Origin of the sequence: Variovorax sp. RTB1 (assembly GCF_035018765.1) — a bacterium.
GTDB lineage: Bacteria > Pseudomonadota > Gammaproteobacteria > Burkholderiales > Burkholderiaceae_C > Variovorax.
The window spans coordinates 160521-182337 of record NZ_JASJXG010000003.1 but is presented as its reverse complement, the minus strand read 5'-3'; the positions used below and the strand labels follow the sequence as shown (position 1 = coordinate 182337).

The following is a 21817-nucleotide window of genomic DNA, read 5'->3' as shown; positions in this document are numbered from 1 at the left end:
AGCCGAACCCCGAAGGTGCACGCGATGGCAAAGATCGACCAGGTCGAGATCACCCAGATCGACATTCCGCCGAAGGTGGTTCGCACCGACGCCATCCAGTCCTTCGTGACGCAGGAGACCGTGATGGTCACGGTGCGCTGCGACGATGGATCGGAAGGCATCGGCTACACGTACACCATCGGCACCGGCGGCTCGTCGATCGTCGCGCTGCTGCGCGATCACCTGGCGCCACAGCTCATCGGGCGTAACCCGCAGCGGTACGAAGCGATCTGGCGTGACCTGTTCTTTCATACGCACGCCACCGCTGTCGGCGCCATCACCAGCCTCGCACTGGCCGCCATCGACACCGCGCTGTGGGACCGAAACGGCAAGACCCAGGGCCTGCCGCTGTGGCGCATGGCGGGCGGTGCCAAGTCGCGCATTCCGGTCTACACGACCGAAGGCGGCTGGCTGAACCTGGCGCCTTCGGAGCTGGTCGAGCAAACGCTGGCGGCCAAGGCGCAAGGCTTTCTCGGCGCCAAGATCAAGGTCGGCAAACCGCATGTGGCCGAAGACATGGCGCGGCTGTCGGCGGTGCGCGAAGCTGTCGGTCCGGGCTTCGACTTGATGGTCGATGCCAACCAGGCTTTCTCGCTGGCCGAAGCGATCCGGCGCGCGCACCAGTACGCCGAGCTCGACCTCGCCTGGTTCGAAGAGCCGATGCCCGCCGAGCACGTCGCGGCGCATGCGCAACTGCTGGCCAGCACCAGCGTGCCGATCGCGGTCGGCGAGTCGATGTACCACTTGTCGCAGTTCGGCGAGTACGTGAAGCAGGGCGCCTGCTCGATCGTGCAGGCCGACGTGGCGCGCATCGGCGGCATCACGCCGTGGCTCAAGGTCGCGCACCTCGCCGAAGCCCACAACATTGCGATGTGCCCGCACTTCTTGATGGAGCTGCACGTGAGCCTGTGCGCCGCAGTGCCCAACTCGCGCTGGGTCGAGTACATCCCGCAACTCGACGACCTGACGAGCAGCCGCCTGCAGATCGAGGCCGGCCACGCGGTCGCGCCCGAAACACCGGGGCTCGGCATCGAATGGGACCCGGCGCAGCTCGAGGCGCGGCGCAAGTTCGAGCCGATCGTCGTTCGTTGAACTCTCGCGTCGGTCGCGGCCTCGCGCTTCGGCGCCACGCCGCACTAAATGTCCCATTGACAGAACATTCGAAGTAGCAAAACATCGGCGGCATGTCGCTGATGCCGCAGATGCCGTTGCCCAAGTACCACCAGGTCTACCTGGTGCTGCGGGAGCAACTCGACGAAGGGCGCTTCGTGGACGGCGTGCCGGGCGAGTTGGCGTTGATGGCGCAGTTCGGCGTGGCGCGCGTCACGGTGCGGCGGGCGCTGGAGCGGCTTTCTTCCGAAGGATTGATTTCGCGCACGCCGGGGCGCCGCACGCGACTCGTGGTGCCGGCTGCGGCGCCAGCAACCAACGGAGCGGGCGGTAGCGGCGGCCATGGCGGGGCTCCCGGCATGGCTAGAGCCAACTTGCGCGGCCTGCTCGAGAACCTGGTCACGATGGGCCTACACACCTCCGTCAAGGTGATCGAGGTGGCCACGATCACGGCTTCCACGCAAGTCGCCGAGGCGCTGCAGCTGAAGCTCGGCGATCCGGTGCAGAAAGCGGTGCGGGTGCGCTCCACCGGCGCCGGTCCGTTGTCCCACATCACCACCTATGTGCCCGCCGAGATCGCACGGAAGTTCGGGCGGCGTGAGCTGGCGAAGAAGCCGATCCTGATGCTGCTCGAAGAGTCCGGCGTGCGGGTCGGGCGCGCGCACCAGACCATCTCGGCGCGCCTTGCCGACAACATTCTGGCGGAGCGTCTGGACGTGGCCGTCGGCACCGCGTTGCTCGCCGTGCGCCGCCTGATCTACGACGACGCCGAGCGTCCCGTGCAATGGCTGCACGGCTTCTACCGCCCTGATCGCTACACCTATGAACTCGAGCTGTCGCGCGTCGGCAGCGTCGATGCCAAGGTGTGGGTCAGCAAAGATCTTTCAGCCCAATTCACTTAGCCCGATTCACTTGACCGGAACCACCATGCAAAACCGTCGCCGCTTCATCTCGCATTCCGCCGCCGTAGCCTCTGCCGTGGCTTCCACCGTGGCCTTTCCGCTCGTCGCCGGCGCGCAGCCGAAGACAGTCAAGGTCGGCGTGCTGCATCCGGTGACGGGTGCGCTGGCCTATTCGGGCCAGCAATGCCGGCTCGGCGCGCAACTCGCGATCGAAGACATCAACAAGGCCGGCGGCATCAAATCGCTCGGCGGTGCGCAACTCGAAGCCTTGCTCGGTGATGCGCAGTCGCAGCCGCAGGCCGGCGCGGCCGAGGTCGAGAAGATGAACGAGGCGGGTGTGTCGGCCATCGTCGGCGCTTTCGCGTCGGCCATCTGCCTGGCGACCACCCAGGCCGCGGCCAAGTACAACCTGCCGCACGTGGTGGACGTCGGCGTGGCCGACCAGATCGTCGAGCGCGGGTTGAAAAACACCTTCCGCTTCGGTCCCGGCTACAAGAAGTCGACCGAGGTCGCGATGGCCAACCTGCTGGTGCTCAACCGTGCCGCCGGCAACCCCGCCAAGACGGTGATGATCATTCACGAGGAGTCGCTGTTCGGCTCCGGCACCGCCGCCTTGCTTGCGCGCGAGCTGCCGGGCTACGGCTTCGACGTGAAGGAAGTGGTGAAGCACGCCAACCCCACGCGCGACTTCAATAACATCGTGCTGCGCATGAAGTCGATCAACCCCGACATCGTGATCCCGGCCAACTACTACAACGAATACGCGCTGCTGGTGCGCACGATGCAGCAGCAGAAGGTGCAGCCCAAGGCCATCTTCTCCGTGCTGGGCGGTGCGGCGTCGAGCTACAAGTTCGTGAAGGAATTTCCGGAAGCGGCCAACGGCATCATCGACTGCAATCATTGGTTCAACCCCAAGGACAAGCGCGCGCAAGAGCTGCGCAAACGGGTCGAGGCCAAGGGGCAGTTCTTCAGCTACGAGGTCTTCATGACCTACACCGCGATGGGCCTGCTGGCCGATGCGCTGGAGCGCGCCAAATCGACCGATCGTGCTGCGCTTATCGATGCGCTCGCATCGAGCACCTTCTCCAACCATGTGATGCCGTACGGCCCGACCAAATTCGTCAACGGCCAGAACGAAGGCGCGCAGCCGTTGATGACGCAGGTGGTCAAGAACGACATCAAGGTCATCATTCCGCGCGACTACCGTGAGGTCGAGCCGGTGTTTCCGATGAAGGCCTGATCGCGTTCTTCACTTCAGCCGCATGTTCGATCCCGGGATTCTCTTTTCGTCGACGCTGAACGGCCTGACGACCGGTGCGGTGTACGCACTCATCGCACTCGGCCTGACGTTGATCTACGGCGTGCTGCACATCATCAACTTCGCCCACGGTGCCTGCCTGATGGTGGCGCTGTACGCGGTGTACTTCATGAAAGAGCGGCTGGGCGTCGATCCGTACATGGCGCTGCCGATCGTGATGGCGGGCATGTTCGTCTTCGGCTACGGCCTGCAACGCATCGTGATCAACCGGGCAGGGCACGGCAAGGACGAAAACATCCTGCTGGCCACGCTCGGTATCTCGATCGTGCTGGAGAACCTCGCCTTGCTGTTCTTCAAGTCGGACACGCGCAGCATCGACACGGCCTATTCGCTGAGCACGGTCGCGATCGGGCCGGCGATGATCGCGGTGCCCAAGCTGGTGGCCTTCGCGGGGGCGCTGGTGGCTTCGGCGTTGTTGTTCTGGGTGATCGGCCGCACCGACCTCGGCCGTGCCATCCGCGCCGTCGCCAAGGAGCAGGAGGGCGCCAAGCTCATGGGCATCGATGTCGAGCATGTCTACGCGATGAGCTTCGGCATCGGCCTGGCTTGCCTCGGCGCAGCAGCCTGCTTCCTGCTGCCTGCCTATTACGTGAATCCACAGGTCGGCGGCGGCTTCGTGCTGGTGGCCTTCACCATCGTCGTGCTCGGCGGCATGGGCAGCTTCGTCGGCGCGCTGATCGGCGGCTTCCTGGTGGGCATCGTCGAGTCGCTCGGCGGTTTGTACCTGGGTGAATCGCTCGGGCAGATCGGCATCTTCGCGATCTTCATCGGCGTGGTGCTGTTCCGGCCGCAAGGCATGTTCGGGAGCAAGGCATGAACCGGTTCTCGGGCGAAGGGCAGGGCGTTCGGCAGCTGGCCGGCATCGCGCTGTTCGCGGTGGTGGTGGCCTGCCTGCCGCTGGTCACGAGCTCCGGCGCATCGCTCAATTTCGTGATGATGGCGCTCTATGCGACGCTGATCGCGCAGGCGTGGAACATCCTCGGCGGGTTCGGTGGACAGTTCTCCTTTGGGCATGCGCTGTTCTTTGGCACTGGCGCCTACATCCAGGCCATCGCCCAGTTGCAGGGCGGCATCAACCCGTGGCTCGCGCTGCCGCTCGCGGTGGCGGGCAGCGCGGCGGTCGGGCTGTTCGTCGGGGGCCTGAGCTTTCGCTACGGGCTCAAGGGCTCTTACTTCGCTCTGGTCACGCTGGCGTTTGCGGAAGTGTTTCGCATCGTCGCGCTCTCGGTGCCTTTCACCGGTGGCGGCGTCGGGCTCATGGTGCCGCTGCGCGAGTCCGTCGCCAACATGCAGTTCGCGACGCGCGCAGGCTCGCTGTGGCTGGTGCTCGGCTTCGTCGTCACGGCGTTGCTGGTGACCTGGTGGCTGCGCAACGGGCGCTTCGGCGGCTACCTGCAAGCGGTGCGCGACAACGAAGACGCAGCGCGTGCGGTCGGGGTCAACCCGTTCCGCGTCAAGCTCGCGGCCATCGGCATCTCGGGCGCGTTCATGGGTGCCGCCGGTGCGTTCTATGTGCAGGTGTTCCAGTACATCGACCCTGCGATCGCCTATGGCTCGGTCACCTCGGTAGAAGCGCTGGTCGCGGCCATCGTCGGCGGCATGGGCACGCTGTGGGGGCCGGTGCTCGGCGCGGTGGTGCTGCATGTGCTGGCCGACCTCACGCGCAACCTGTTCGGCGAACTGCCGGGCATCAACATGGTGATCTACGGCGTGGTGCTGGTGGCGATCGTGATCTTTCTGCCGCGCGGCATCGCGGGCATCGGGTTGTCGGTGCGGCAGCTGTGGGCAGGTAGCGGTGGCGGTAGATGGGGCGGTAAGTCGGACGACAAAGAGATCGGCGAAGGGAGACGAAATGACTGAGCCGTTGCTCGCCATCGCCGGCCTGTCGCGATCCTTCGGTGGGCTGAAGGCGGTGCAGAACGTCAGCCTGTCGGTGCGCGAAGGCAGTCTCACTGCGCTGATCGGGCCGAACGGTGCCGGCAAGACCACGCTGTTCGCGCTGATGTCGGGGTTCCTCAAGCCGGACAGCGGCACGGTGCACTTCGCGGGGCAGGACATCACCGGCCGCGAGCCGCACCGCAACGCACTGCTCGGCATGACGCGCACCTTCCAGATCGTGAAGCCTTTTGCCGCGCAGACCGTGCGCGAGAACATCGCGGTCGGCGTGCATCTGCACGAACGCAGCCGCAGCGCCGCGCTGCATCGTGCGGAGCAGGTGGCGCAGCAGGTCGGTCTGGCGCCGCAGCTCGACAAGCCCGCGTCCGATCTCACGGTGGCCGGCCGCAAGCGGCTCGAACTGGCCCGCGCTCTCGCCACGCGACCCCGGCTGTTGCTGCTCGACGAAGTGCTCGCCGGCCTCAACCCGCAGGAGATCGCCGAGATGATGCCGGTGGTGCGCGGCATCGCCGACAGCGGCGTGACGGTGCTGATGATCGAGCACGTCATGCAGGCGGTGATGCACCTCGCCGAACACGTGTGGGTGCTGGCCCAGGGACAGCTGATCGCGGAGGGCGATCCTGCGGCCGTGACCTCGGACGACCGGGTGGTCGAGGCCTACCTGGGGCATGGCACGGCAGCGCGCTTGCGCAAGGCGGCTGCAGCGGCCGCAGTGGCAACAACAACAGCATCGGGAGCAGCGACATGACAGCGCTGCTGGAGATCACCGATCTGCGCGGCGGCTACGGCCGCGTCGAGGTGCTGCGCGGCGTCGACCTGCAAGTGAACGCCGGCGAGATGGTCGCGCTGCTCGGCAGCAACGGTGCCGGCAAATCGACCCTCAACAAGGTGGTGTGCGGCCTGGTGCCGGCATGGAGCGGCCAAGTGCGCTTCGACGGTCACGACCTGAGCGGCGCGCACTACCGCGACGTGGTGAAGGCCGGCTTGATCCAGGTGCCCGAAGGCCGCAAGGTGTTCCCCAATCTCAGCGTGCTGGAGAACCTCGAACTCGGCTCGTTCACCCGCGCCCGCGAGCGCCGCGCCGCCAACCTCGAAAAGGTATTTGGCATCTTCCCGCGACTGAAGGAGCGCATCAGGCAACACGCCGGCACGATGAGCGGCGGCGAGCAGCAGATGCTGGCGATCGGCCGTGGCCTCATGGCCGAGCCGGTGCTGTTGATCCTGGACGAAGCCTCGCTCGGCCTGTCCCCGTTGCTGGTCGAAGAGATGTTCGCGCTGATTCGTCGCCTGCGCGATGAAGGGCTGGCCGTGCTGCTGGTCGAGCAGAACGTGGGCCAGTCGCTGGAGATCGCCGACCGCGCCTATGTGCTGGAGAACGGCAGCGTGCGCTTCTCGGGGCTGCCGCAAGAGCTGCTCGGCAGCGACGAACTGCGTCGGGCGTACCTCGGTTTGTGAATTCGAGCTGGAGACAAAAAAGTGATGAAACGTCGTGACCTGCTCTTGGCTTCTGCCGCGATGGCGGCCGGCACAGCGCGCGCCCAGATCGGTGGCGTGCCCCTCCGCATCCTCGTCGGCGCCCCCGCAGGCGGCTCGACCGACACGCTCGCGCGCTCTCTCGCCGTCAGCATGGGACCGCTGCTGGGCCGCGTGGTGGTGGTCGAGAACAAGCCGGGCGCCGGGGGCAACATCGCAGCCGACGCGGTGGCCAAGTCGCCGCCCGATGGCAACACGCTGCTGATGAGCTTCACCAGTCACGCGATCAACGCGACGCTCTATCCGAGCCTGCCGTTCGACCCGGTCAAGGACTTCACGCCGCTCACCTGCGTCGCGACCTCGCCGTCGATTCTGGTCGCGCATCCGTCGGTGCCGGCCAAGGATGTGCGCGAATTGATCGCGCTGGCCAAGGCCAAGCCCGGCCAGCTCAACTTCGCGATCGGTGCGCTGGGCTCGTCGCTGCACATGGCGGGCGAGGCCTTCAAGATGCAGTCGGGCGTGTTCATCGTGAACATCCCGTACCGCGGCACCGCACCGGCCGTGCAAGACGTGTTGGCCGGCCAGGTGCAGCTGATGTTCGCCGCCATCGGCAACGTGCAGGCGCACATCAAGGCCGGCAAGCTGAAGGCGCTGGGCGTCACCAGCGCCAAGCGGTTATCCGAGTTTCCCGACGTTCCTGCGATCGCCGAGGTGCTGCCGGGTTACGAGTCGAGTGCCTGGTTCGGCCTGTTCGGCCCCGGCCGCATGCCGCCCGAACTGGCCGGCCGTCTCGGCGACGCGGCGCGCAAGGCCATCGTCCAGCCCGAGATGCGCAAGCGCCTCGACACCGAAGGCGCGACGGCCGTCGGCAATTCGCCCGCGCAGTTCTCGGCCTTCGTCGACAGCGAGATCGCGCGCTGGGGCAAGGTGGTGAAGTTCTCCGGAGCCAAGCCCGAATGACGAGCATTGCCACTACCGGCGCAACCGCCACCCGTACGGCGGCCGGCCAGACGCTGGCGCAGAAGCTGATCGCGCACGCCTGCGGTCGCGAGCGCGTTGCGGTCGGCGAGATCGTCACCTGCAAGGTCGACATGGCTATGTTCCACGACTCGTCGGGCCCGCGCAGGTTGCAGCCGATGTTGGAAGAACTGGGTGCGCAGATATGGGACAAGTCGCGCGTCGTATTGGTGATGGACCACTACGTGCCCGAGCGCGACGACGACTCGCGCCGCATCGTGCGCATCGCGCGCGACTGGGCGCGTGAGCAAGACCTGCCGCACGTCTACGACAGCATGGGCATCTGCCATGTGGTGGTGCCGCAGCACGGCCACATCCGCCCCGGCATGCTGTGCGTCGGCGGCGATTCGCACTCGCCGACCGGCGGCGCTTTCGGCGCCTACATGTTCGGTGTCGGCAGCACGGAGATGTTGGGCGTGGTGGTCATGGGCGAGATCTGGCTGCGCGTGCCCGAGACCATCCGCATGTGGTGGGACGGCGCGCTGCCGCGCGGGGTGACCGCCAAGGACATGATGCTGCACATGCTCGGCCGCTTCGGCATGAACGGCGGTCGCTACCAGGCGGTCGAGTTCGCCGGGCCGGCGGTCGCGGCGTTGTCGATGCAGGAACGGATGACGCTTTCCAACATGAGCGCCGAGCTCGGTGCGCAAGCGGGCTTGATCGCGCCCGACGCGACCACCGCAGCGTTTCTGGCAGAAGCCGGCGCACCGCCGGTCGACCCGACGCCGTGGTTCACCGACGCGGACGCGGTGCTCACCCAGCACCGCTTCGATGCCGCGACGCTCGAGCCGCATGTGGCCGCACCGCACAGCCCGGCCAACTCGCTGGGCGTGAGCCACTACGCGGGCACGCCTATCGACGTGGCCTACATCGGCGCCTGCACCGGCGCCAAGCTGGAAGACCTGCGTGCCGCGGCCGAGGTATTGCGCGGCCACAAGGTGGCCACGGGCATTCGGCTGATCGTGGCACCCGCCAGCCTTCGCGACCAGGAACTGGCGCGCGACGAAGGCGTGCTGCAGACGTTGATGGACGCTGGCGCCGAATTGTTCCCAACCGCGTGCGGCGCCTGCGCCGGCTACGGCGATCCGATGGGCGACGACATCACGGTGATGTCGACCACCGCCCGCAACTTCAAGGGGCGCATGGGCTCGCCGAGTGCACAGGTCTACCTGGGTTCGCCGTACACCGTGGCGGCTGCGGCCTTGCGTGGCCGCGTGACCGACCCGCGCGAGGTGCTGGCATGACGTTGCAAGCGCTGCAGACACCGCAGACACCGCGATCGCTGCACAAGGTCTGGCGCCTCGGCGCCGACATCGACACCGACCTGCTCGCACCAGGCCATGCGATGAAGCACGGCATCGACGTCATCGCGACCTACTGCCTCGAAACCGTGCGCCCCGAGTTCGCACGCGAAGTGCAGCCTGGCGACGTGATCGTGGCCGGACCCAACTTCGGCATCGGCTCCTCTCGTGAGCAAGCCGCCGCAGCGCTGGTGCACCTGGGCGTGGCCGCGGTGATCGCGCCTTCGTACAGCGGGCTGTACTTTCGCAACGCATTCAACGTCGGCCTGCTGCTGCTCACCTGCGCCGAAGCCGAGACGTTGAAGGATGGCGATCGCATCTTCCTCGATCTGATGGAACCCGCCGTGATCGACCCCGACGGCGCGCGCCTCGTCTGCGAGGCCATTCCCGGCTTTCTGGTCGACATGGTGCGAGCCGGCGGCTTGATGAATCAGTTACGCCAGCGTGCTGGCAAGGAACCCCTCGATGCCTGACAACACAACCCTTGCGGCGCCTGCCGTGCTCGACCCCGTCACGCTCGCCGTGCTGCGCGGCCGCCTCGAACAGGTGGCCGACGAGATGGACGCAACGCTGTATCGCAGCGCCTTCAATCCCATCATTGCCGAGGCGCACGACGCCTGCCACGGCCTCTACGATGCGACCACCGGCGACACGCTGGTGCAGGGCAAGTCGGGCCTGCCGGTGTTCGTCGGCGCGATGGCTTTCGCGGTGCGCGCCACCGCCAGCGCCGCCGAGCCGCGTGGCGGCATGCAGGGCGGCGACATCTGGATCAGCAACGATCCGTACGACGGCGGCACGCACGCCAACGACTTCAAGCTGGTGAAGCCGTTCTTCCGCAGCGGCAAGCTGTACTGCTACATGGCCTCGGCCGCGCACTGGCACGACGTCGGCGGCGCAGTGCCCGGCAACTACAACCCGGCCGCCACCGAATGCTGGCAGGAGGCGGTGCAGATCCCGCCGGTGCGCATCGTGCGCAACGGCGTGCTCGACCCCGACGTGCTCGCCATCCTGCGCGCGAACACGCGCCTGCCGGACAGCCTCTGGGGCGACCTGAACGGCCAGCTCGCCGCGCTGCAGCTCGGCACGCGTCGCCTCGACGGCCTGCTCGACGAATACGGCGACGCCACCGTGCTGCAAGCCATGGGCGAGCTGCGCAGCCGGGCGCTCAAGCTGATGCGCTCGCACATCGCTTCGTTGCCCGACGGCCGCTACAGCTTCGAGGACCTGCTCGACAACGACGGCATCGTGAACGAGCCGCTGACCATCGCGCTCGACATGACGGTGGCGGGCGACCGGCTCACGCTCGACTTCTCGCGCACCTCGCCGCAGTGCGCGGGGCCGGTCAACATTTCGCGCGCTACGTCGGTGGCGGCCTGCTATGTCGCGCTCAAGCACCTGTTCCCGGACGTGCCGGCCAACGCCGGCGTGCTCGACGCGGTCGACTTCGTCATGCCCGACAAGCTGGTGATCACCTGCGAGCGGCCGCGTCCGGTCGGCGGCTACACCGAGACCATCCTGCGCATGATCGACGTGATCTTCAGCGCCGCCGCACAGGCCGATCCGCAACGCGCGGTGGCGCATGCCTACGGCACCATCAACGCGCTGTCGATCGCCGGGCATCGCACCGATGCAGCGCGCAAGGGTCAGCGCTGGGTGCTGTTCAGCTTCTTCGGCGGCGGCCATGGTGGCCACTCGGCAGGCGATGGGCTGTCGCACGCGAACGCGCCGATCTCCACCGCCACCATCCCGCCGCTCGAAATCCTCGAGGCGGCATACCCGGTACGTTTCACCGAATGGTCGCTGCGACCCGATTCGGGCGGCGAGGGCCAATACCGCGGCGGGCTCGGCGCGGTCTACGAGATCGAGCTGCTCGAAAAAGATGCCGAGGTCTACCTGTTCGGCGAGCGCGGAAGCTCGCCGCCCAAGGGCATCGCCGGCGGCGGAAGCGGCGCGCTCAACGTGTTCCGCTACGAGAACGACGGCGAGTGGCAGACGCCGCCGATGGTGTCGAAGATGCACGGCATCCGGCTGGCGCAGGGCGAGCGCGTGCGGCTCGAGACACCGGGCGGCGGTGGCTGGGGTCCATTCGCCGAACGCAGTGAAGAAGCGCAGAAGAACGACCACGCAATGGGCTATGTGAAATGACGGAAACCAACAAAGAGAGCACGTCCGGCCCAGCGCACGGTCTGGCGTCCGGACTCGTGGTGGGCGTCGATGTCGGCGGCACCTTCACCGACCTCTTCGTGCTCGACGAAGCGAAGGGCACGGCGCGCATCGTCAAGGTGCCGTCGACCCGCGGCGAAGAAGCGCGCGGCTTCATGAACGGCGTGGCGCGCGTGGCCGATTCGGCCGCGGCCATCGCCACCATCGTGCACGGCACGACCGTCGGCACCAACGCGTTGCTGGAGCGCAAGGTGGCGCGCACCGGCATCATCACGACGCGCGGTTTCCGCGACGTGCTGGAGATGCGCCGCCGCGACCGGCCGCAAACCTGGGGACTGCGCGGCGCCTTCCTGCCGGTGGTCCCGCGCGACCTGCGGCTGGAGGTCGACGAGCGCGTGCTGGCCGACGGCACGCTGCACACGCCGGTCGATCTGGAGCAGGTGCGCCAGCAGACCCGTGCGCTGCTCGAAGCCGGTTGCGAAGCGGTCTGTGTCTTCTTCATCAACACCTACGCCAACCCGGTGAACGAGCAACAGGCGGTGGCCGCCGTGCGCGAACTTTGGCCCAACGCGCACGTCACATCGGCGCACGAAGTGTTGCCCGAGATCCGTGAGTTCGAGCGCTGCTCGACCGCCACGCTCAATGCCGCGCTGCAGCCCGTTGTCGGTAGCTACCTCGCGCGACTGGAGTCGGACCTGCGCGCACAAGGCTTCGACGGCGAACTGCTGGTGGTGCAAAGCAACGGCGGCGTCATGTCGCGCCAGACCGCGAGCGACCTGCCGGTGCGCACCGCGCTCTCCGGCCCGGCCGCGGGCGTCATCGCATGCGCCGCCATCGCGCGCGCCGCCGGCTTCCCCGACGCCATCACCGGCGACATGGGCGGCACCTCGTTCGACGTTTCGCTGGTCGCCAACGGCGAAGCGGCGCTGGCCGCGCAGACCGCCATCGAGTTCGGCATGGTGATCCGCTCGCCGATGATCCAGATCGAAACCATCGGTGCGGGTGGCGGTTCGATCGCCTCGGTCGATGCAAGCGGCATGCTGCAGGTCGGTCCCGAGTCGGCCGGCAGCGTGCCCGGCCCGGCCTGCTATGGCCGCGGCAACATGCGCCCGACCGTCACCGATGCCAACGTGCTGCTCGGTCGCATCGCTGCCGATCGTCCACTCGGTGGTGGCTTGCTGGCAGCGCTCGATGCAGAGAAGTCGCGCGAAGCGATCGAGCTGCATGTGGCACAGCCGCTCGGGCTCGAGGTGTATGCGGCGGCCGAAGCCATCCTCACGGTGGCCAATGCACGCATGGCCGGTGCGATCCGGCTGGTGTCTATCGAGCGCGGCCACGATCCGCGCAAGTTCGCCTACATGCCGTTCGGCGGCGGCGGCGCGCTGCATGTGTGCGCCATGATGCGCGAGGTCGGTGTGTCGACCGGCATCGTGCCGCGCTATCCCGGCGTCACCTCGGCATTGGGCTGCGTGATCGCCGACATGCGGCACGACGCGGTGCAGACCATCAACCGGCCGCTGGCCGATGTCGACGTCGACGATCTGCGACAGCGTGTCGCGACGCTCGCGGCATCGTGCCAGGCCCGGCTCGACTCATCGGGCGTCCGCTTCGATGCAGTGCGCGAGGTGGTGGCGCTCGACATGCTCTATGCGGGACAGACCCACACCTTGCCCGTGACCTTGCCTGAGGGCAGCGGGGCGACGTTGACGCGCGAGTCGATTCGCAGCGCCTTCGAGGCCGCGTACGCCGTCGCCTTCGGTCGCGTGCTCGATGGCATCCCGATCCGCGTCATGAACCTGCGCTACGCGCGCATCGGCGTGCGGCCCAAGTTCGACCTGGCGGTGCTGGCGCCTGAAGGCACGGGCAGCACCGCGCCGCTGGGAACGCAGCGCGTGTTTCATCAAGGCCGATGGCACGACGCGACACGCTATGCGCGGCTGGACTTGCCGGTCGGCGCGCGCATCGACGGGCCCGCGATCCTGGAGCAGGCCGACACCACCGTGTGGCTCGAGCCTGGTTTTCACGCCGAGGTCGATGCCTTCGGCAACCTGCTGGTGCGGCTGTCATGAGCACCGGCGCAACCCTTGTCGCGCTGAAGACCGCGCTGGTCATCATCGACCTGCAAAACGACTTCCTCGATGCGAAGGGCGCCTACGCACGCGGCGGCGACACCAACCCGCCGGCGTTGCTCTTGCCCGAGCGGGTCGCGGCAGTCGCACGCGCGCTGAAGGCTGCGGGCGGGCTCGTCGTCGCCAGCCAGTTCACGCTGTGGCCCGATGCGTCGGGTGCGCCGATGATCTCGCCGCACCTGATGGCGCTGCGCCCGTACCTGAAGCAGGGCGACTTCGCGCCCGGCAGCTGGGGCCAGGCCAACGTCGATGCGTTGGGCGGGCTGATCGATGTGACCGTGAGCAAGGTCGCCTACTCGGCCTTCTTCAACACGCAGCTCGACTGGGTGCTGCGGCGCGCCGGCATCGACACGGTGGCGGTCTGCGGCATCGTCACCAACGGCGGCGTGGCCAGCACGGTGCGCGACGCTCACATGCGCGACTACCGCACCCTGGTGCTGGGCGATGGCTGCGCCGCTTTCGGCGACGAGCGACATCAAATATCGCTGGCCGACATGCGCAACGTGGCGGAGGTCACTGACTGCGCGGGCTTCGTGGGCGCGTTGGCATGACCGCGACGGAATCGACCTTTGCCTTGAAGCGCGAGATACGCCGCGCCAACCGAATCGATGCAGAGGTGCAAACCTCGGTCGCCATCGTCGGCGCCGGCGCTTGCGGCCTCACCGCGGCGCTGATGCTGCACGACGCCGGCATCGACTGCGTGGTGCTCGAACGCGACGCAGTGCCGAGCGGCTCGACCGCGCTGTCGTCGGGCTTCATCCCCGCGCCGGACACGCGCGCGCAGCGGGCGCAGGGCATCGTCGACGACAGCGCCGATCGCTTTGCCGCCGACATCCAGGCCAAGGCGCATGGCGATGCAGCCCCTGCGCTGGTGCAGGCGTACGCGCAAGCGATCGGCCCCGCGCTCGACGCGCTGCAAGAGCGGCACGGATTCGACTGGATCGTGCTCGATGGCTTTCTCTATCCCGGCCACAGCCGGCACCGCATGCACGCGCTGCCGCAGAAGACCGGCGCGGCATTGATGGCGCGGTTGCAGGCCGCGGTGGAAGCGGCGGGCATTCCGGTGCTCACACAGGCGCTGGTCGACACGCTGTGGCTCGATGAGGAAGACCGCGTCATCGGCGTCGGCTACCGGCGCCCCGATGGCCGTGAAGAACGACTGGCGTGCGATGTGCTGCTGCTGGCCTGCAACGGCTTTGGCGGCAATGCGGAGATGGTGCGCATGCTGCTGCCCGAGATGGCGGATGCGACCTTCGGTGGCCATGCCGGCAACGACGGCAGTGCCGTTCTTTGGGGCGAAGCGTTGGGTGCCCGGTCGCGTGACCTCGGCGGCTACCAGGGCCACGGCTCCTGGGTGACGCCGCAGGGGGCACTGATGACCTGGGCCGTGATGATGGAAGGCGGCATCCAGGTGAACCGCGAAGGCCGGCGCTTTCACGACGAAACGCGGGGCTACTCCGAGGCCGCGGTGCAGGTGCTGGCGCAGCCGGATGGCATCGCCTGGAACGTGTTCGACGCGCCGCTGCTCGCGCTGGCGCGGGGCTTTCCGGACTTCTGCGAAGCGGAGGCAGCGGGTGCGTTGCGCCGCTGCGAATCCGTGGCGCAACTGGCCGCGTGCATCGGTTGCGACGAGGTCGTTTTGCAAGCCACGCTCGATGTCATGGGCATGGGCATTGGCATGGGCATGGACAGGGGGCACGCGTCAGCGCAGCCCGATGGCCGCAGCTTTTCGCGCGCGCTCGTGGCGCCGTACTTCGCGGTGAAGGTCACGGGTGCGCTGTTCCATACGCAGGGCGGGCTCGATGTCGCACCCGACATGCGCGTGCTGCGCCAAGACGGCAGCGTGCTGCCCAATCTGCTGGCCGCGGGCGGTGCGGCCGGCGGTGTGTCGGGCAATGCGGTGTGGGGCTATCTCTCCGGCAACGGCTTGCTGAGCGCGGTGGCGGGTGGCTACCTTGCCGCAGCGACTGCAGCGACTGCAACCACGGCGGCCAAGCTCATCGGCAACCCGAAGGAATCGAATGGCGAATGAAACTTTGAAGACCCGGCTGGCGCGTAACGACATCGTGCTCGCGCCCGGCGTCTACGACGCCCTCAGCGCGCTGGTGGCGGAGCAGGCAGGCTTCGAGGCGCTGTATCTTTCGGGCGCCTCGATCGCCTACACGCGGCTCGGTCGTTCCGACATCGGCCTCACCACTTTCACCGAGGTCGAGGACACGCTCTCGCGCATCACCGAGCGGGTGCGACTGCCGGTCATCGTCGATGCCGACACCGGCTTCGGCAACGCGCTCAACACCCAGCGCACGGTGCGCGGCTTCGAGCGCGCGGGCGCCGCGATGGTCCAGATCGAAGACCAGACCTTTCCCAAGCGCTGCGGCCACCTCGACGGCAAGACCGTGGTGCCGGTGCGCGAGATGGTCGGCAAGCTGCAGGCGGCACTCGACGCGCGCACTTCCGCAGACACGCTGATCCTCGCGCGCACCGATGCTGCGGCCGTCGAAGGATTGGACGCGGCGCTCGACCGCGCCGAGGCCTATCTGGCGACCGGCGTGGACGCGCTGTTCATCGAGGCGCTGCGCTCGCCCGAGCAGATGGACGCGGCCTGCAGCCGCTTCGCGCATCGCGTGCCGCTGCTGGCGAACATGGTCGAAGGCGGCAAGACGCCGATTCACGACGCCGATGCATTGCAGGCGCACGGCTTTCGTATCGCGATCTTTCCGGGCGGCACCGCGCGCGCCGTCGTGCATACGCTGCAGGGCTACTACGGCAGCCTGCAGGCCCATCGCACCACGCAGCCGTGGCGCGATCGCATGCTGGATTTCGACGGGCTGAACGAAGTTATCGGCACGCCGGAGCTGATTCGGAACGGACAGAAGTACGAATGACGCTCGGCTGAGCGTCCCCGCACAGGCTTCTGATTAACCTTTCGTGACCGTCGGACTTTGGTCGGCGTGGAGTCAATGCGTGCAAAATAGAACGACCGTTCGTTTTATTTTGTACCACCCATGTCCCTCGATGCCGTTCCCGCCAAAAACGCCCGCGCGGCCCAGAAGGGGCAGCAGACCAAGGCCGTGATCGTCGACGCCGCGCTCAACCTGGCGCAGCAGATTGGCCTGGAAGGCCTGTCGATCGGCGCCGTGGCCGAGATCACGAAGATGAGCAAGTCGGGCGTGTTCGCCCATTTCGGCTCGCGTGAGGAACTGCAGATTTCGGTGGTGCGCGAGTACCACGCGCGTTTCGAGCAGGAAGTGTTCTACGCCGCGCTTTCCGTTGCCCGCGGGCTACCGCGGCTGCGTGCCATGTTCGACAACTGGATGAAGCGCACGTCGGAAGAAATCGACTCCGGCTGCATCTACATCAGCGGCGCGACCGAGTTCGACGACCGCCCCGGCCCCGTGCGCGATGCGCTGGTCGAGTCGGTCAGCATCTGGCAGGCCGCGGTGCTGCGCGCCATCGTGCAGTCACAGGACGAAGCGCACCTGGCGGCCGACGCCGACGCGCGGCAGATCGCTTTCGAAATCCACGGCCTGATCCTCGCCCTCCACTACGAAGCGCGCTTTCTGCGCGTGCCCGGCTCGATCGAGCGGGCCCGTCGCGGCTTCGACAACCTGCTCGAGCGCTGTGCGACGCCGGCAGCACCGCGCCCGGCTGCCGCCAAACCGCCGCTCAAGCGCGTGCGCTGAGTCGCCCCGTCTTTTCGCTTTCTTTTTTCTTCTCTTCGAACTGCCCAGGAGCATTTTCCCCATGCCGATCTACAACCCGCCGCTGCGTGACATGCAATTCGTGCTGCATGAAGTCTTTCACGTTGCCGACGAGCTCAAGGCCTTGCCGGCCCATGCCGACACCGACGCTGACACCATCAACGCCGTGATCGAAGAGGCCGGCAAGTTCGCGTCCGAAGTCATCTTCCCGCTCAATATCACCGGCGACCAGGAGGGTTGCATGCTCGACCGGACGACGCATGAAGTGACCACGCCCAAGGGCTTCAAGGAGGCGTACGCCAAGTACGTCGAAGGCGGCTGGCCGGCGCTGTCGTGCGACCCGGCATTCGGCGGTCAGGGTCTGCCTTTCGTGGTGAGCCAGTGCACTTTCGAAATGATGAACAGCGCCAACCAGGCGTGGACGATGTACCCGGGCCTCTCGCACGGCGCGTACGAAGCATTGGTCGCGCACGGCACCGAAGAGCAAAAGAAGACCTACCTGCCCAAGCTCACCAGCGGCGAGTGGACCGGCACCATGTGCCTGACCGAACCGCAGTGCGGCACCGACCTCGGCATGCTGCGCACCAGGGCCGAGCCGCAGGTGGATGGCACCTACAAGCTCACCGGCAACAAGATCTTCATCTCCGCCGGCGAGCACGACATGGCGCCCAACATCATTCACCTGGTGCTCGCGCGACTGCCGGATGCGCCGAAGGGCAGCAAGGGCATCAGCCTGTTCGCGGTGCCCAAGTACCACGTCAACGCCGACGGTTCTCTCGGCGAGCGCAACCCGATCTATTGCGGCGGGCTCGAACACAAGATGGGAATTCATGGCAACGCGACCGCGCAGATCGTGATCGACGGCGCCATCGGCTCGCTGGTGGGGCAGCCGCACAAGGGGCTCGCTGCCATGTTCGTGATGATGAACGCGGCGCGGCTCGGCGTCGGCAATCAGTCGCTCGGACTGACCGAAGTGGCGTACCAAAATGCATTGGCTTACGCCAAGGACCGCGTCCAGATGCGCTCGCTGACCGGCCCGAAGGCAAAGGACAAGGAAGCCGATCCGATCATCGTGCACCCCGACGTGCGCAAGATGCTGCTCACCGCCAAGGCCTACGCAGAAGGCGGTCGCGCGCTGCAGATCTTCTGCACCCTGCTGCTCGACAAGGAACACGACCATCCGGATGAGAAGGTGCGCAAGGACTCGGGCGAACTGGTCGCGTTGCTCACGCCCATCGTCAAGGCCTTCATCACCGACAACGGCCACATCGCGACCCACGCGTGCATGCAGGTGTTCGGTGGCCATGGCTTCATCACGGAGTGGGGCATGGAGCAGTTCACGCGCGACAACCGTATCAACATGATCTACGAAGGCACCAACACGATCCAGTCGCTGGATCTGCTGGGCCGCAAGATTCTTGGCAACAATGGCGCTTCGCTCAAGAAGTTCGGCAAGCTGGTCGGTGCGCTGGTAGCCGAAGAAGGCGTGAACGAAAAGATGAGCGAGTTCATCACCCCGGTTGCGATGCTGGGCGAGCAACTCACCAAGTTCACCACGGAGATCGGCTTCAAGGGATTCCAGAACCCCGACGAAGTGGGTGCGGCTGCGGTCGACTACTTGCGCGTGGCCGGCCACTTCGTGTTTGGCTATCTGTTCGCGCGCATGGCGCAGGTCGCGTTGCGCGAGATCGCCGCTGGCAACACCGACCCGTTCTATGTCGCCAAGCTGCAGACGGCGCGCTTCTACTTCGCCAAGCTGTTCCCCGAGACCGCGACGCTGATGCGCACCGCGCGGGCCGGCAGCAAGGTGCTGATGGACACCGACGCGGCGCTGGCATGAAGACCGCGCTCGTCACCCTCGCGCTGCTCGCTGGCGCCAGCGCCGCGCTGGCACAAAGCTCACCTGTCGGCCTCTGGCGCAACGTCGACGACAAGACCGGCGAAGTCCACGCCGAGATCCGCATCGTCGAGACGCGAGGCGCACTCGACGGCCGCATCGAGAAGACGCTCAAGAAGGACGCGGCCGCCGATTCGGTGTGCGACGAATGCACCGATGAGCGCAAGGGCAAGCCCATCGTCGGGCTCGACATCATCCGCGGCGGCAAGAAGGTCGAAGGCAAGGACGTCTGGGAAGGCGGCAAGATCCTCGACCCTGAAAACGGCAAGGAATACCGCGCTGCCTTCACGCCGATCGACGGCGGCAGGAAGCTGGAAGTGCGCGGCTACCTCGGCCCCTTCTGGCGCACGCAAACATGGGTGAGAGCCCAGTGACCCACGCCGAACAAATCATGTCCACATTCAATGTAAAAAAAGTCGCGGTGCTCGGTGCCGGCGTCATGGGCGCGCAGATCGCGGCGCACCTCGTCAACGTGCGCGTGCCGGTCGTGCTGTTCGACCTCGCCGCGAAAGAAGGGTCTAAGAACGGCATCGTCACGCGCGCCATCGACAACCTGAAGAAGCTCAAGCCGGCCCCGCTCGGCGACGTGGCCGATGCGGCGTTGATTGAAATCGCCAACTACGAAGACGACCTGGCCAAGCTTGGCGATTGCGACCTGGTGATCGAAGCGATCGCCGAGCGCATGGACTGGAAGCTCGACCTGTACAAGAAGATCGCGCCGCACGTCGCCAAGCACGCGATCCTGGCGTCGAACACCTCGGGCCTCTCGATCACCAAGTTGAGCGAGGCGTTGCCCGAACAATTGAAGCCACGCTTCTGCGGGATTCACTTCTTCAACCCGCCGCGCTACATGTTCCTGGTCGAGCTGATCAACACGCCGACCACGCAGCCCGTGGTGCTCGATCAGCTTGAAACTTTCGTCACCAGTACGCTCGGCAAGGGCGTGGTGCGCGCACACGACACGCCCAACTTCATCGCGAATCGCGTGGGCATCGCCGGGATGCTGGCGACGCTGAAGGAGGTCGAGAAGTTCGGCCTCACGCCGGACATCGTCGACGACCTGACGGGCAAGAAGTTGGGCCGCGCGAGTTCCGGTACCTTCCGCACGGCCGACGTGGTGGGCCTCGACACGTTGGCGCACGTGGTCAAGACCTTGCAGGACAACCTGAACGCCGAGAGCGATCCGTTCTATGCCAACTTCACGACGCCGCCGGTGCTCGCCAAGTTGCTGGATTTGGGCAACCTGGGGCAAAAGACCAAAGCGGGTTTCTTCAAGAAAGTCGGTCGCGACATCCTGCGCTTCGACCTGAAGGCCAATGAAGGCCAGGGTGGTTACGTGCCTTCCGGCGAGAAGGCGGACGAGGTCTACGGCCGCATGTTGAAACGCCCGCCGGCGGAGCGGCTGAAGCTGCTGCGCGAAAGCGAGGGCCCGCAAGGCCAGTTCCTGTGGGCGATCTTGCGCGACAGCTTTCACTACGCCGCGGTGCATCTGGCGACCATCGCCGAGAGCGCGCGCGATGTCGACTTCGCGATGCGATGGGGCTTCGGCATGAAGCAGGGTCCGTTCGAGCTGTGGCAAGAGGCGGGATGGCTGCAAGTCGCCAAGTGGATTCAGGAAGACATCGATGCCGGCAAGGCGCTGAGCACGGTGGCGCTGCCGAAGTGGGTGTTCGAAGGTGCCGTTGCCAAGGCCGGCGGCGTGCACACACCCGAAGGTTCGTGGAGCGCGTCGCAAGGTCAGTTCGTGCCGCAACGCAAGCTGCCGGTGCATGCGCGCCAGCTGTTCCCCGAGAGTGTGCTGGGTTCGAACGCGTTGGACGCCAACCAGGCCGGCACCACGATCAGCGACGAAGGCGATGTGCGCGTGTGGACGCTCGATGGCGACGTGCTCATTGCGAGCATCCACTCGAAGATGCACGCCATCAGCCCCGACGTGGCGGAGGCGCTGGGCGCCGCGGTCGAGCTGGCCGAAGCCGAATACAAGGGCCTGGTGATCTGGTCGCCCGACGAGATGTTCTCGGTCGGCGCCGATCTGCAGGCGATGCTGCCGGCCTTCGTGGTCGCCGGCATCGGCGCGGTCGAAGGGGCAGAGGCCGAGTTGCAAAACGTCATGCTGAAGATCCGCTATGCGAGCGTGCCGGTGGTCTCGGCCGTTCGCGGCCTGGCACTGGGCGGCGGTTGCGAGCTGGCGGTGTATTCGGCAAAGCGTGTCGTCGCGATGGAAAGCTACATCGGCCTGGTCGAGGTCGGCGTAGGCCTCATCCCCGGCGCCGGTGGCCTGACGTACATCGCGCGCCGTGCGGCCGAGAACGCCGAAGCATCGACTGGCAGCGACCTGCTGCCGTTCCTGACCGAAGGCTTCACGGCCGCCGCGATGGCCAAGGTCGGCACCGGCGCGCTCGATTCGAAGAAGCTCGGCTACCTGCTCGACAGCGACGTGATCGTGCCGAACAAGGACGAGCTTCTCTACGTCGCGCTGCAGCAGACGAAGGCGATGGCCGATGCCGGCTACCGCGCGCCGTTGCGCCGCACATTCCGCGTGGCCGGCCGAAGCGGCGCTGCGACGATCAAGGGGCAGCTGGTCAACATGCGCGACGGCGGCTTCATCAGCGCGCACGACTTCCATATCGCCAGCCTGATCGCCGGCGTGGTCACGGGCGGCGACATCGATGCCGGCTCATTGGTGACCGAGGCGTATCTGATGACGCTGGAACGCAAGGCCTTCTGCTCGCTGATCGTCCATCCGAAGACGCAGGAACGGATCATGGGGATGCTGAGCACCGGGAAGCCGGTGCGGAACTGAGCAAGAGAGCATGACCGCGCGCACGTCCTTGTCGAATCCCCTCTCCCGCAAGCGGGAGAGGGGACAAA

The 21817-nt window shown here is 66.7% G+C and carries 19 protein-coding genes; all 19 read left to right on the top strand.

From position 1 onward, the window contains the following. The first annotated feature begins 24 nt into the window (after positions 1–24). Positions 25–1131 (top strand): mandelate racemase/muconate lactonizing enzyme family protein, encoded by a 1107-nt coding sequence (locus QN397_RS03460; RefSeq protein WP_323500089.1) that lies wholly within the window; start codon positions 25–27, stop codon positions 1129–1131. Between the two features lie 101 nt (positions 1132–1232). Continuing rightward, positions 1233–2051 carry a GntR family transcriptional regulator gene (locus QN397_RS03455; RefSeq protein ID WP_323500155.1) on the top strand — a complete coding sequence of 273 codons (819 nt, stop codon included), beginning with the start codon at positions 1233–1235 and terminating at the stop codon, positions 2049–2051. A 25-nt stretch (positions 2052–2076) separates the two neighbouring features. Next, complete coding sequence (locus QN397_RS03450) at positions 2077–3291, top strand: ABC transporter substrate-binding protein (RefSeq protein ID WP_323500088.1); 1215 nt, start codon at positions 2077–2079, stop codon at positions 3289–3291. A gap of 22 nt (positions 3292–3313) precedes the next feature. Beyond that, positions 3314–4186 carry a branched-chain amino acid ABC transporter permease gene (locus QN397_RS03445; RefSeq protein WP_323494935.1) on the top strand — a complete coding sequence of 291 codons (873 nt, stop codon included), beginning with the start codon at positions 3314–3316 and terminating at the stop codon, positions 4184–4186. Beyond that, on the top strand, positions 4183–5229 hold the full coding sequence (locus tag QN397_RS03440; RefSeq protein ID WP_323500087.1) for a branched-chain amino acid ABC transporter permease: 1047 nt from the start codon (positions 4183–4185) through the stop codon (positions 5227–5229). Before QN397_RS03445 ends, QN397_RS03440 begins: the two co-directional genes overlap by 4 nt. Beyond that, entirely contained in the window at positions 5222–6013 is a 792-nt protein-coding gene (locus QN397_RS03435) for an ABC transporter ATP-binding protein (RefSeq protein WP_323500086.1), read from the top strand. Before QN397_RS03440 ends, QN397_RS03435 begins: the two co-directional genes overlap by 8 nt. Next, complete coding sequence (locus tag QN397_RS03430) at positions 6010–6720, top strand: ABC transporter ATP-binding protein (protein ID WP_323500085.1); 711 nt, start codon at positions 6010–6012, stop codon at positions 6718–6720. The genes QN397_RS03435 and QN397_RS03430 overlap by 4 nt, the downstream gene beginning before the upstream one ends. A 24-nt stretch (positions 6721–6744) precedes the next feature. After that, positions 6745–7698 (top strand): tripartite tricarboxylate transporter substrate binding protein, encoded by a 954-nt coding sequence (locus tag QN397_RS03425; RefSeq protein WP_323494931.1) that lies wholly within the window; start codon positions 6745–6747, stop codon positions 7696–7698. After that, on the top strand, positions 7695–8999 hold the full coding sequence (locus QN397_RS03420; RefSeq protein WP_323494930.1) for a 3-isopropylmalate dehydratase large subunit: 1305 nt from the start codon (positions 7695–7697) through the stop codon (positions 8997–8999). Before QN397_RS03425 ends, QN397_RS03420 begins: the two co-directional genes overlap by 4 nt. Beyond that, positions 8996–9529: a 3-isopropylmalate dehydratase gene (locus QN397_RS03415; protein ID WP_323494929.1), complete on the top strand. Its 534-nt coding sequence runs from the start codon at positions 8996–8998 to the stop codon at positions 9527–9529. The genes QN397_RS03420 and QN397_RS03415 overlap by 4 nt, the downstream gene beginning before the upstream one ends. Continuing rightward, the gene (locus tag QN397_RS03410; protein WP_323494928.1) at positions 9522–11201 is read left to right on the top strand and encodes a hydantoinase B/oxoprolinase family protein; all 1680 of its coding nucleotides are present in this window, start codon (positions 9522–9524) and stop codon (positions 11199–11201) included. Before QN397_RS03415 ends, QN397_RS03410 begins: the two co-directional genes overlap by 8 nt. Next, a complete protein-coding gene (locus QN397_RS03405) occupies positions 11198–13288 on the top strand; it encodes a hydantoinase/oxoprolinase family protein (RefSeq protein WP_323494927.1) in 2091 nt (696 codons plus the stop codon). The genes QN397_RS03410 and QN397_RS03405 overlap by 4 nt, the downstream gene beginning before the upstream one ends. Beyond that, a complete protein-coding gene (locus QN397_RS03400; RefSeq protein ID WP_323494926.1) occupies positions 13285–13899 on the top strand; it encodes an isochorismatase family cysteine hydrolase in 615 nt (204 codons plus the stop codon). The genes QN397_RS03405 and QN397_RS03400 overlap by 4 nt, the downstream gene beginning before the upstream one ends. Then, on the top strand, positions 13896–15380 hold the full coding sequence (locus QN397_RS03395) for an FAD-dependent oxidoreductase (RefSeq protein WP_323494925.1): 1485 nt from the start codon (positions 13896–13898) through the stop codon (positions 15378–15380). The genes QN397_RS03400 and QN397_RS03395 overlap by 4 nt, the downstream gene beginning before the upstream one ends. Further along, a complete protein-coding gene (locus QN397_RS03390) occupies positions 15370–16233 on the top strand; it encodes an isocitrate lyase/PEP mutase family protein (protein ID WP_187054289.1) in 864 nt (287 codons plus the stop codon). The genes QN397_RS03395 and QN397_RS03390 overlap by 11 nt, the downstream gene beginning before the upstream one ends. 120 nt (positions 16234–16353) lie before the next feature. Further along, positions 16354–17031 (top strand): TetR/AcrR family transcriptional regulator, encoded by a 678-nt coding sequence (locus tag QN397_RS03385; RefSeq protein WP_323494924.1) that lies wholly within the window; start codon positions 16354–16356, stop codon positions 17029–17031. A 61-nt stretch (positions 17032–17092) separates the two neighbouring features. Next, a complete protein-coding gene (locus tag QN397_RS03380) occupies positions 17093–18889 on the top strand; it encodes an acyl-CoA dehydrogenase C-terminal domain-containing protein (RefSeq protein WP_323500084.1) in 1797 nt (598 codons plus the stop codon). Continuing rightward, positions 18886–19320: a DUF2147 domain-containing protein gene (locus tag QN397_RS03375; RefSeq protein WP_323494922.1), complete on the top strand. Its 435-nt coding sequence runs from the start codon at positions 18886–18888 to the stop codon at positions 19318–19320. The genes QN397_RS03380 and QN397_RS03375 overlap by 4 nt, the downstream gene beginning before the upstream one ends. 17 nt (positions 19321–19337) lie before the next feature. Further along, entirely contained in the window at positions 19338–21749 is a 2412-nt protein-coding gene (locus tag QN397_RS03370) for a 3-hydroxyacyl-CoA dehydrogenase/enoyl-CoA hydratase family protein (RefSeq protein WP_323500083.1), read from the top strand. Positions 21750–21817: the final 68 nt, after the last annotated feature.

Coding starts and splice junctions, on each gene's coding strand:
- QN397_RS03460 (WP_323500089.1), top strand. CDS start 25: ATGGCAAAGATCGACCAGGTCGAGATCACCCAGATCGACATTCCGCCG.
- QN397_RS03455 (WP_323500155.1), top strand. CDS start 1,233: ATGCCGCAGATGCCGTTGCCCAAGTACCACCAGGTCTACCTGGTGCTG.
- QN397_RS03450 (WP_323500088.1), top strand. CDS start 2,077: ATGCAAAACCGTCGCCGCTTCATCTCGCATTCCGCCGCCGTAGCCTCT.
- QN397_RS03445 (WP_323494935.1), top strand. CDS start 3,314: ATGTTCGATCCCGGGATTCTCTTTTCGTCGACGCTGAACGGCCTGACG.
- QN397_RS03440 (WP_323500087.1), top strand. CDS start 4,183: ATGAACCGGTTCTCGGGCGAAGGGCAGGGCGTTCGGCAGCTGGCCGGC.
- QN397_RS03435 (WP_323500086.1), top strand. CDS start 5,222: ATGACTGAGCCGTTGCTCGCCATCGCCGGCCTGTCGCGATCCTTCGGT.
- QN397_RS03430 (WP_323500085.1), top strand. CDS start 6,010: ATGACAGCGCTGCTGGAGATCACCGATCTGCGCGGCGGCTACGGCCGC.
- QN397_RS03425 (WP_323494931.1), top strand. CDS start 6,745: ATGAAACGTCGTGACCTGCTCTTGGCTTCTGCCGCGATGGCGGCCGGC.
- QN397_RS03420 (WP_323494930.1), top strand. CDS start 7,695: ATGACGAGCATTGCCACTACCGGCGCAACCGCCACCCGTACGGCGGCC.
- QN397_RS03415 (WP_323494929.1), top strand. CDS start 8,996: ATGACGTTGCAAGCGCTGCAGACACCGCAGACACCGCGATCGCTGCAC.
- QN397_RS03410 (WP_323494928.1), top strand. CDS start 9,522: ATGCCTGACAACACAACCCTTGCGGCGCCTGCCGTGCTCGACCCCGTC.
- QN397_RS03405 (WP_323494927.1), top strand. CDS start 11,198: ATGACGGAAACCAACAAAGAGAGCACGTCCGGCCCAGCGCACGGTCTG.
- QN397_RS03400 (WP_323494926.1), top strand. CDS start 13,285: ATGAGCACCGGCGCAACCCTTGTCGCGCTGAAGACCGCGCTGGTCATC.
- QN397_RS03395 (WP_323494925.1), top strand. CDS start 13,896: ATGACCGCGACGGAATCGACCTTTGCCTTGAAGCGCGAGATACGCCGC.
- QN397_RS03390 (WP_187054289.1), top strand. CDS start 15,370: ATGGCGAATGAAACTTTGAAGACCCGGCTGGCGCGTAACGACATCGTG.
- QN397_RS03385 (WP_323494924.1), top strand. CDS start 16,354: ATGTCCCTCGATGCCGTTCCCGCCAAAAACGCCCGCGCGGCCCAGAAG.
- QN397_RS03380 (WP_323500084.1), top strand. CDS start 17,093: ATGCCGATCTACAACCCGCCGCTGCGTGACATGCAATTCGTGCTGCAT.
- QN397_RS03375 (WP_323494922.1), top strand. CDS start 18,886: ATGAAGACCGCGCTCGTCACCCTCGCGCTGCTCGCTGGCGCCAGCGCC.
- QN397_RS03370 (WP_323500083.1), top strand. CDS start 19,338: ATGTCCACATTCAATGTAAAAAAAGTCGCGGTGCTCGGTGCCGGCGTC.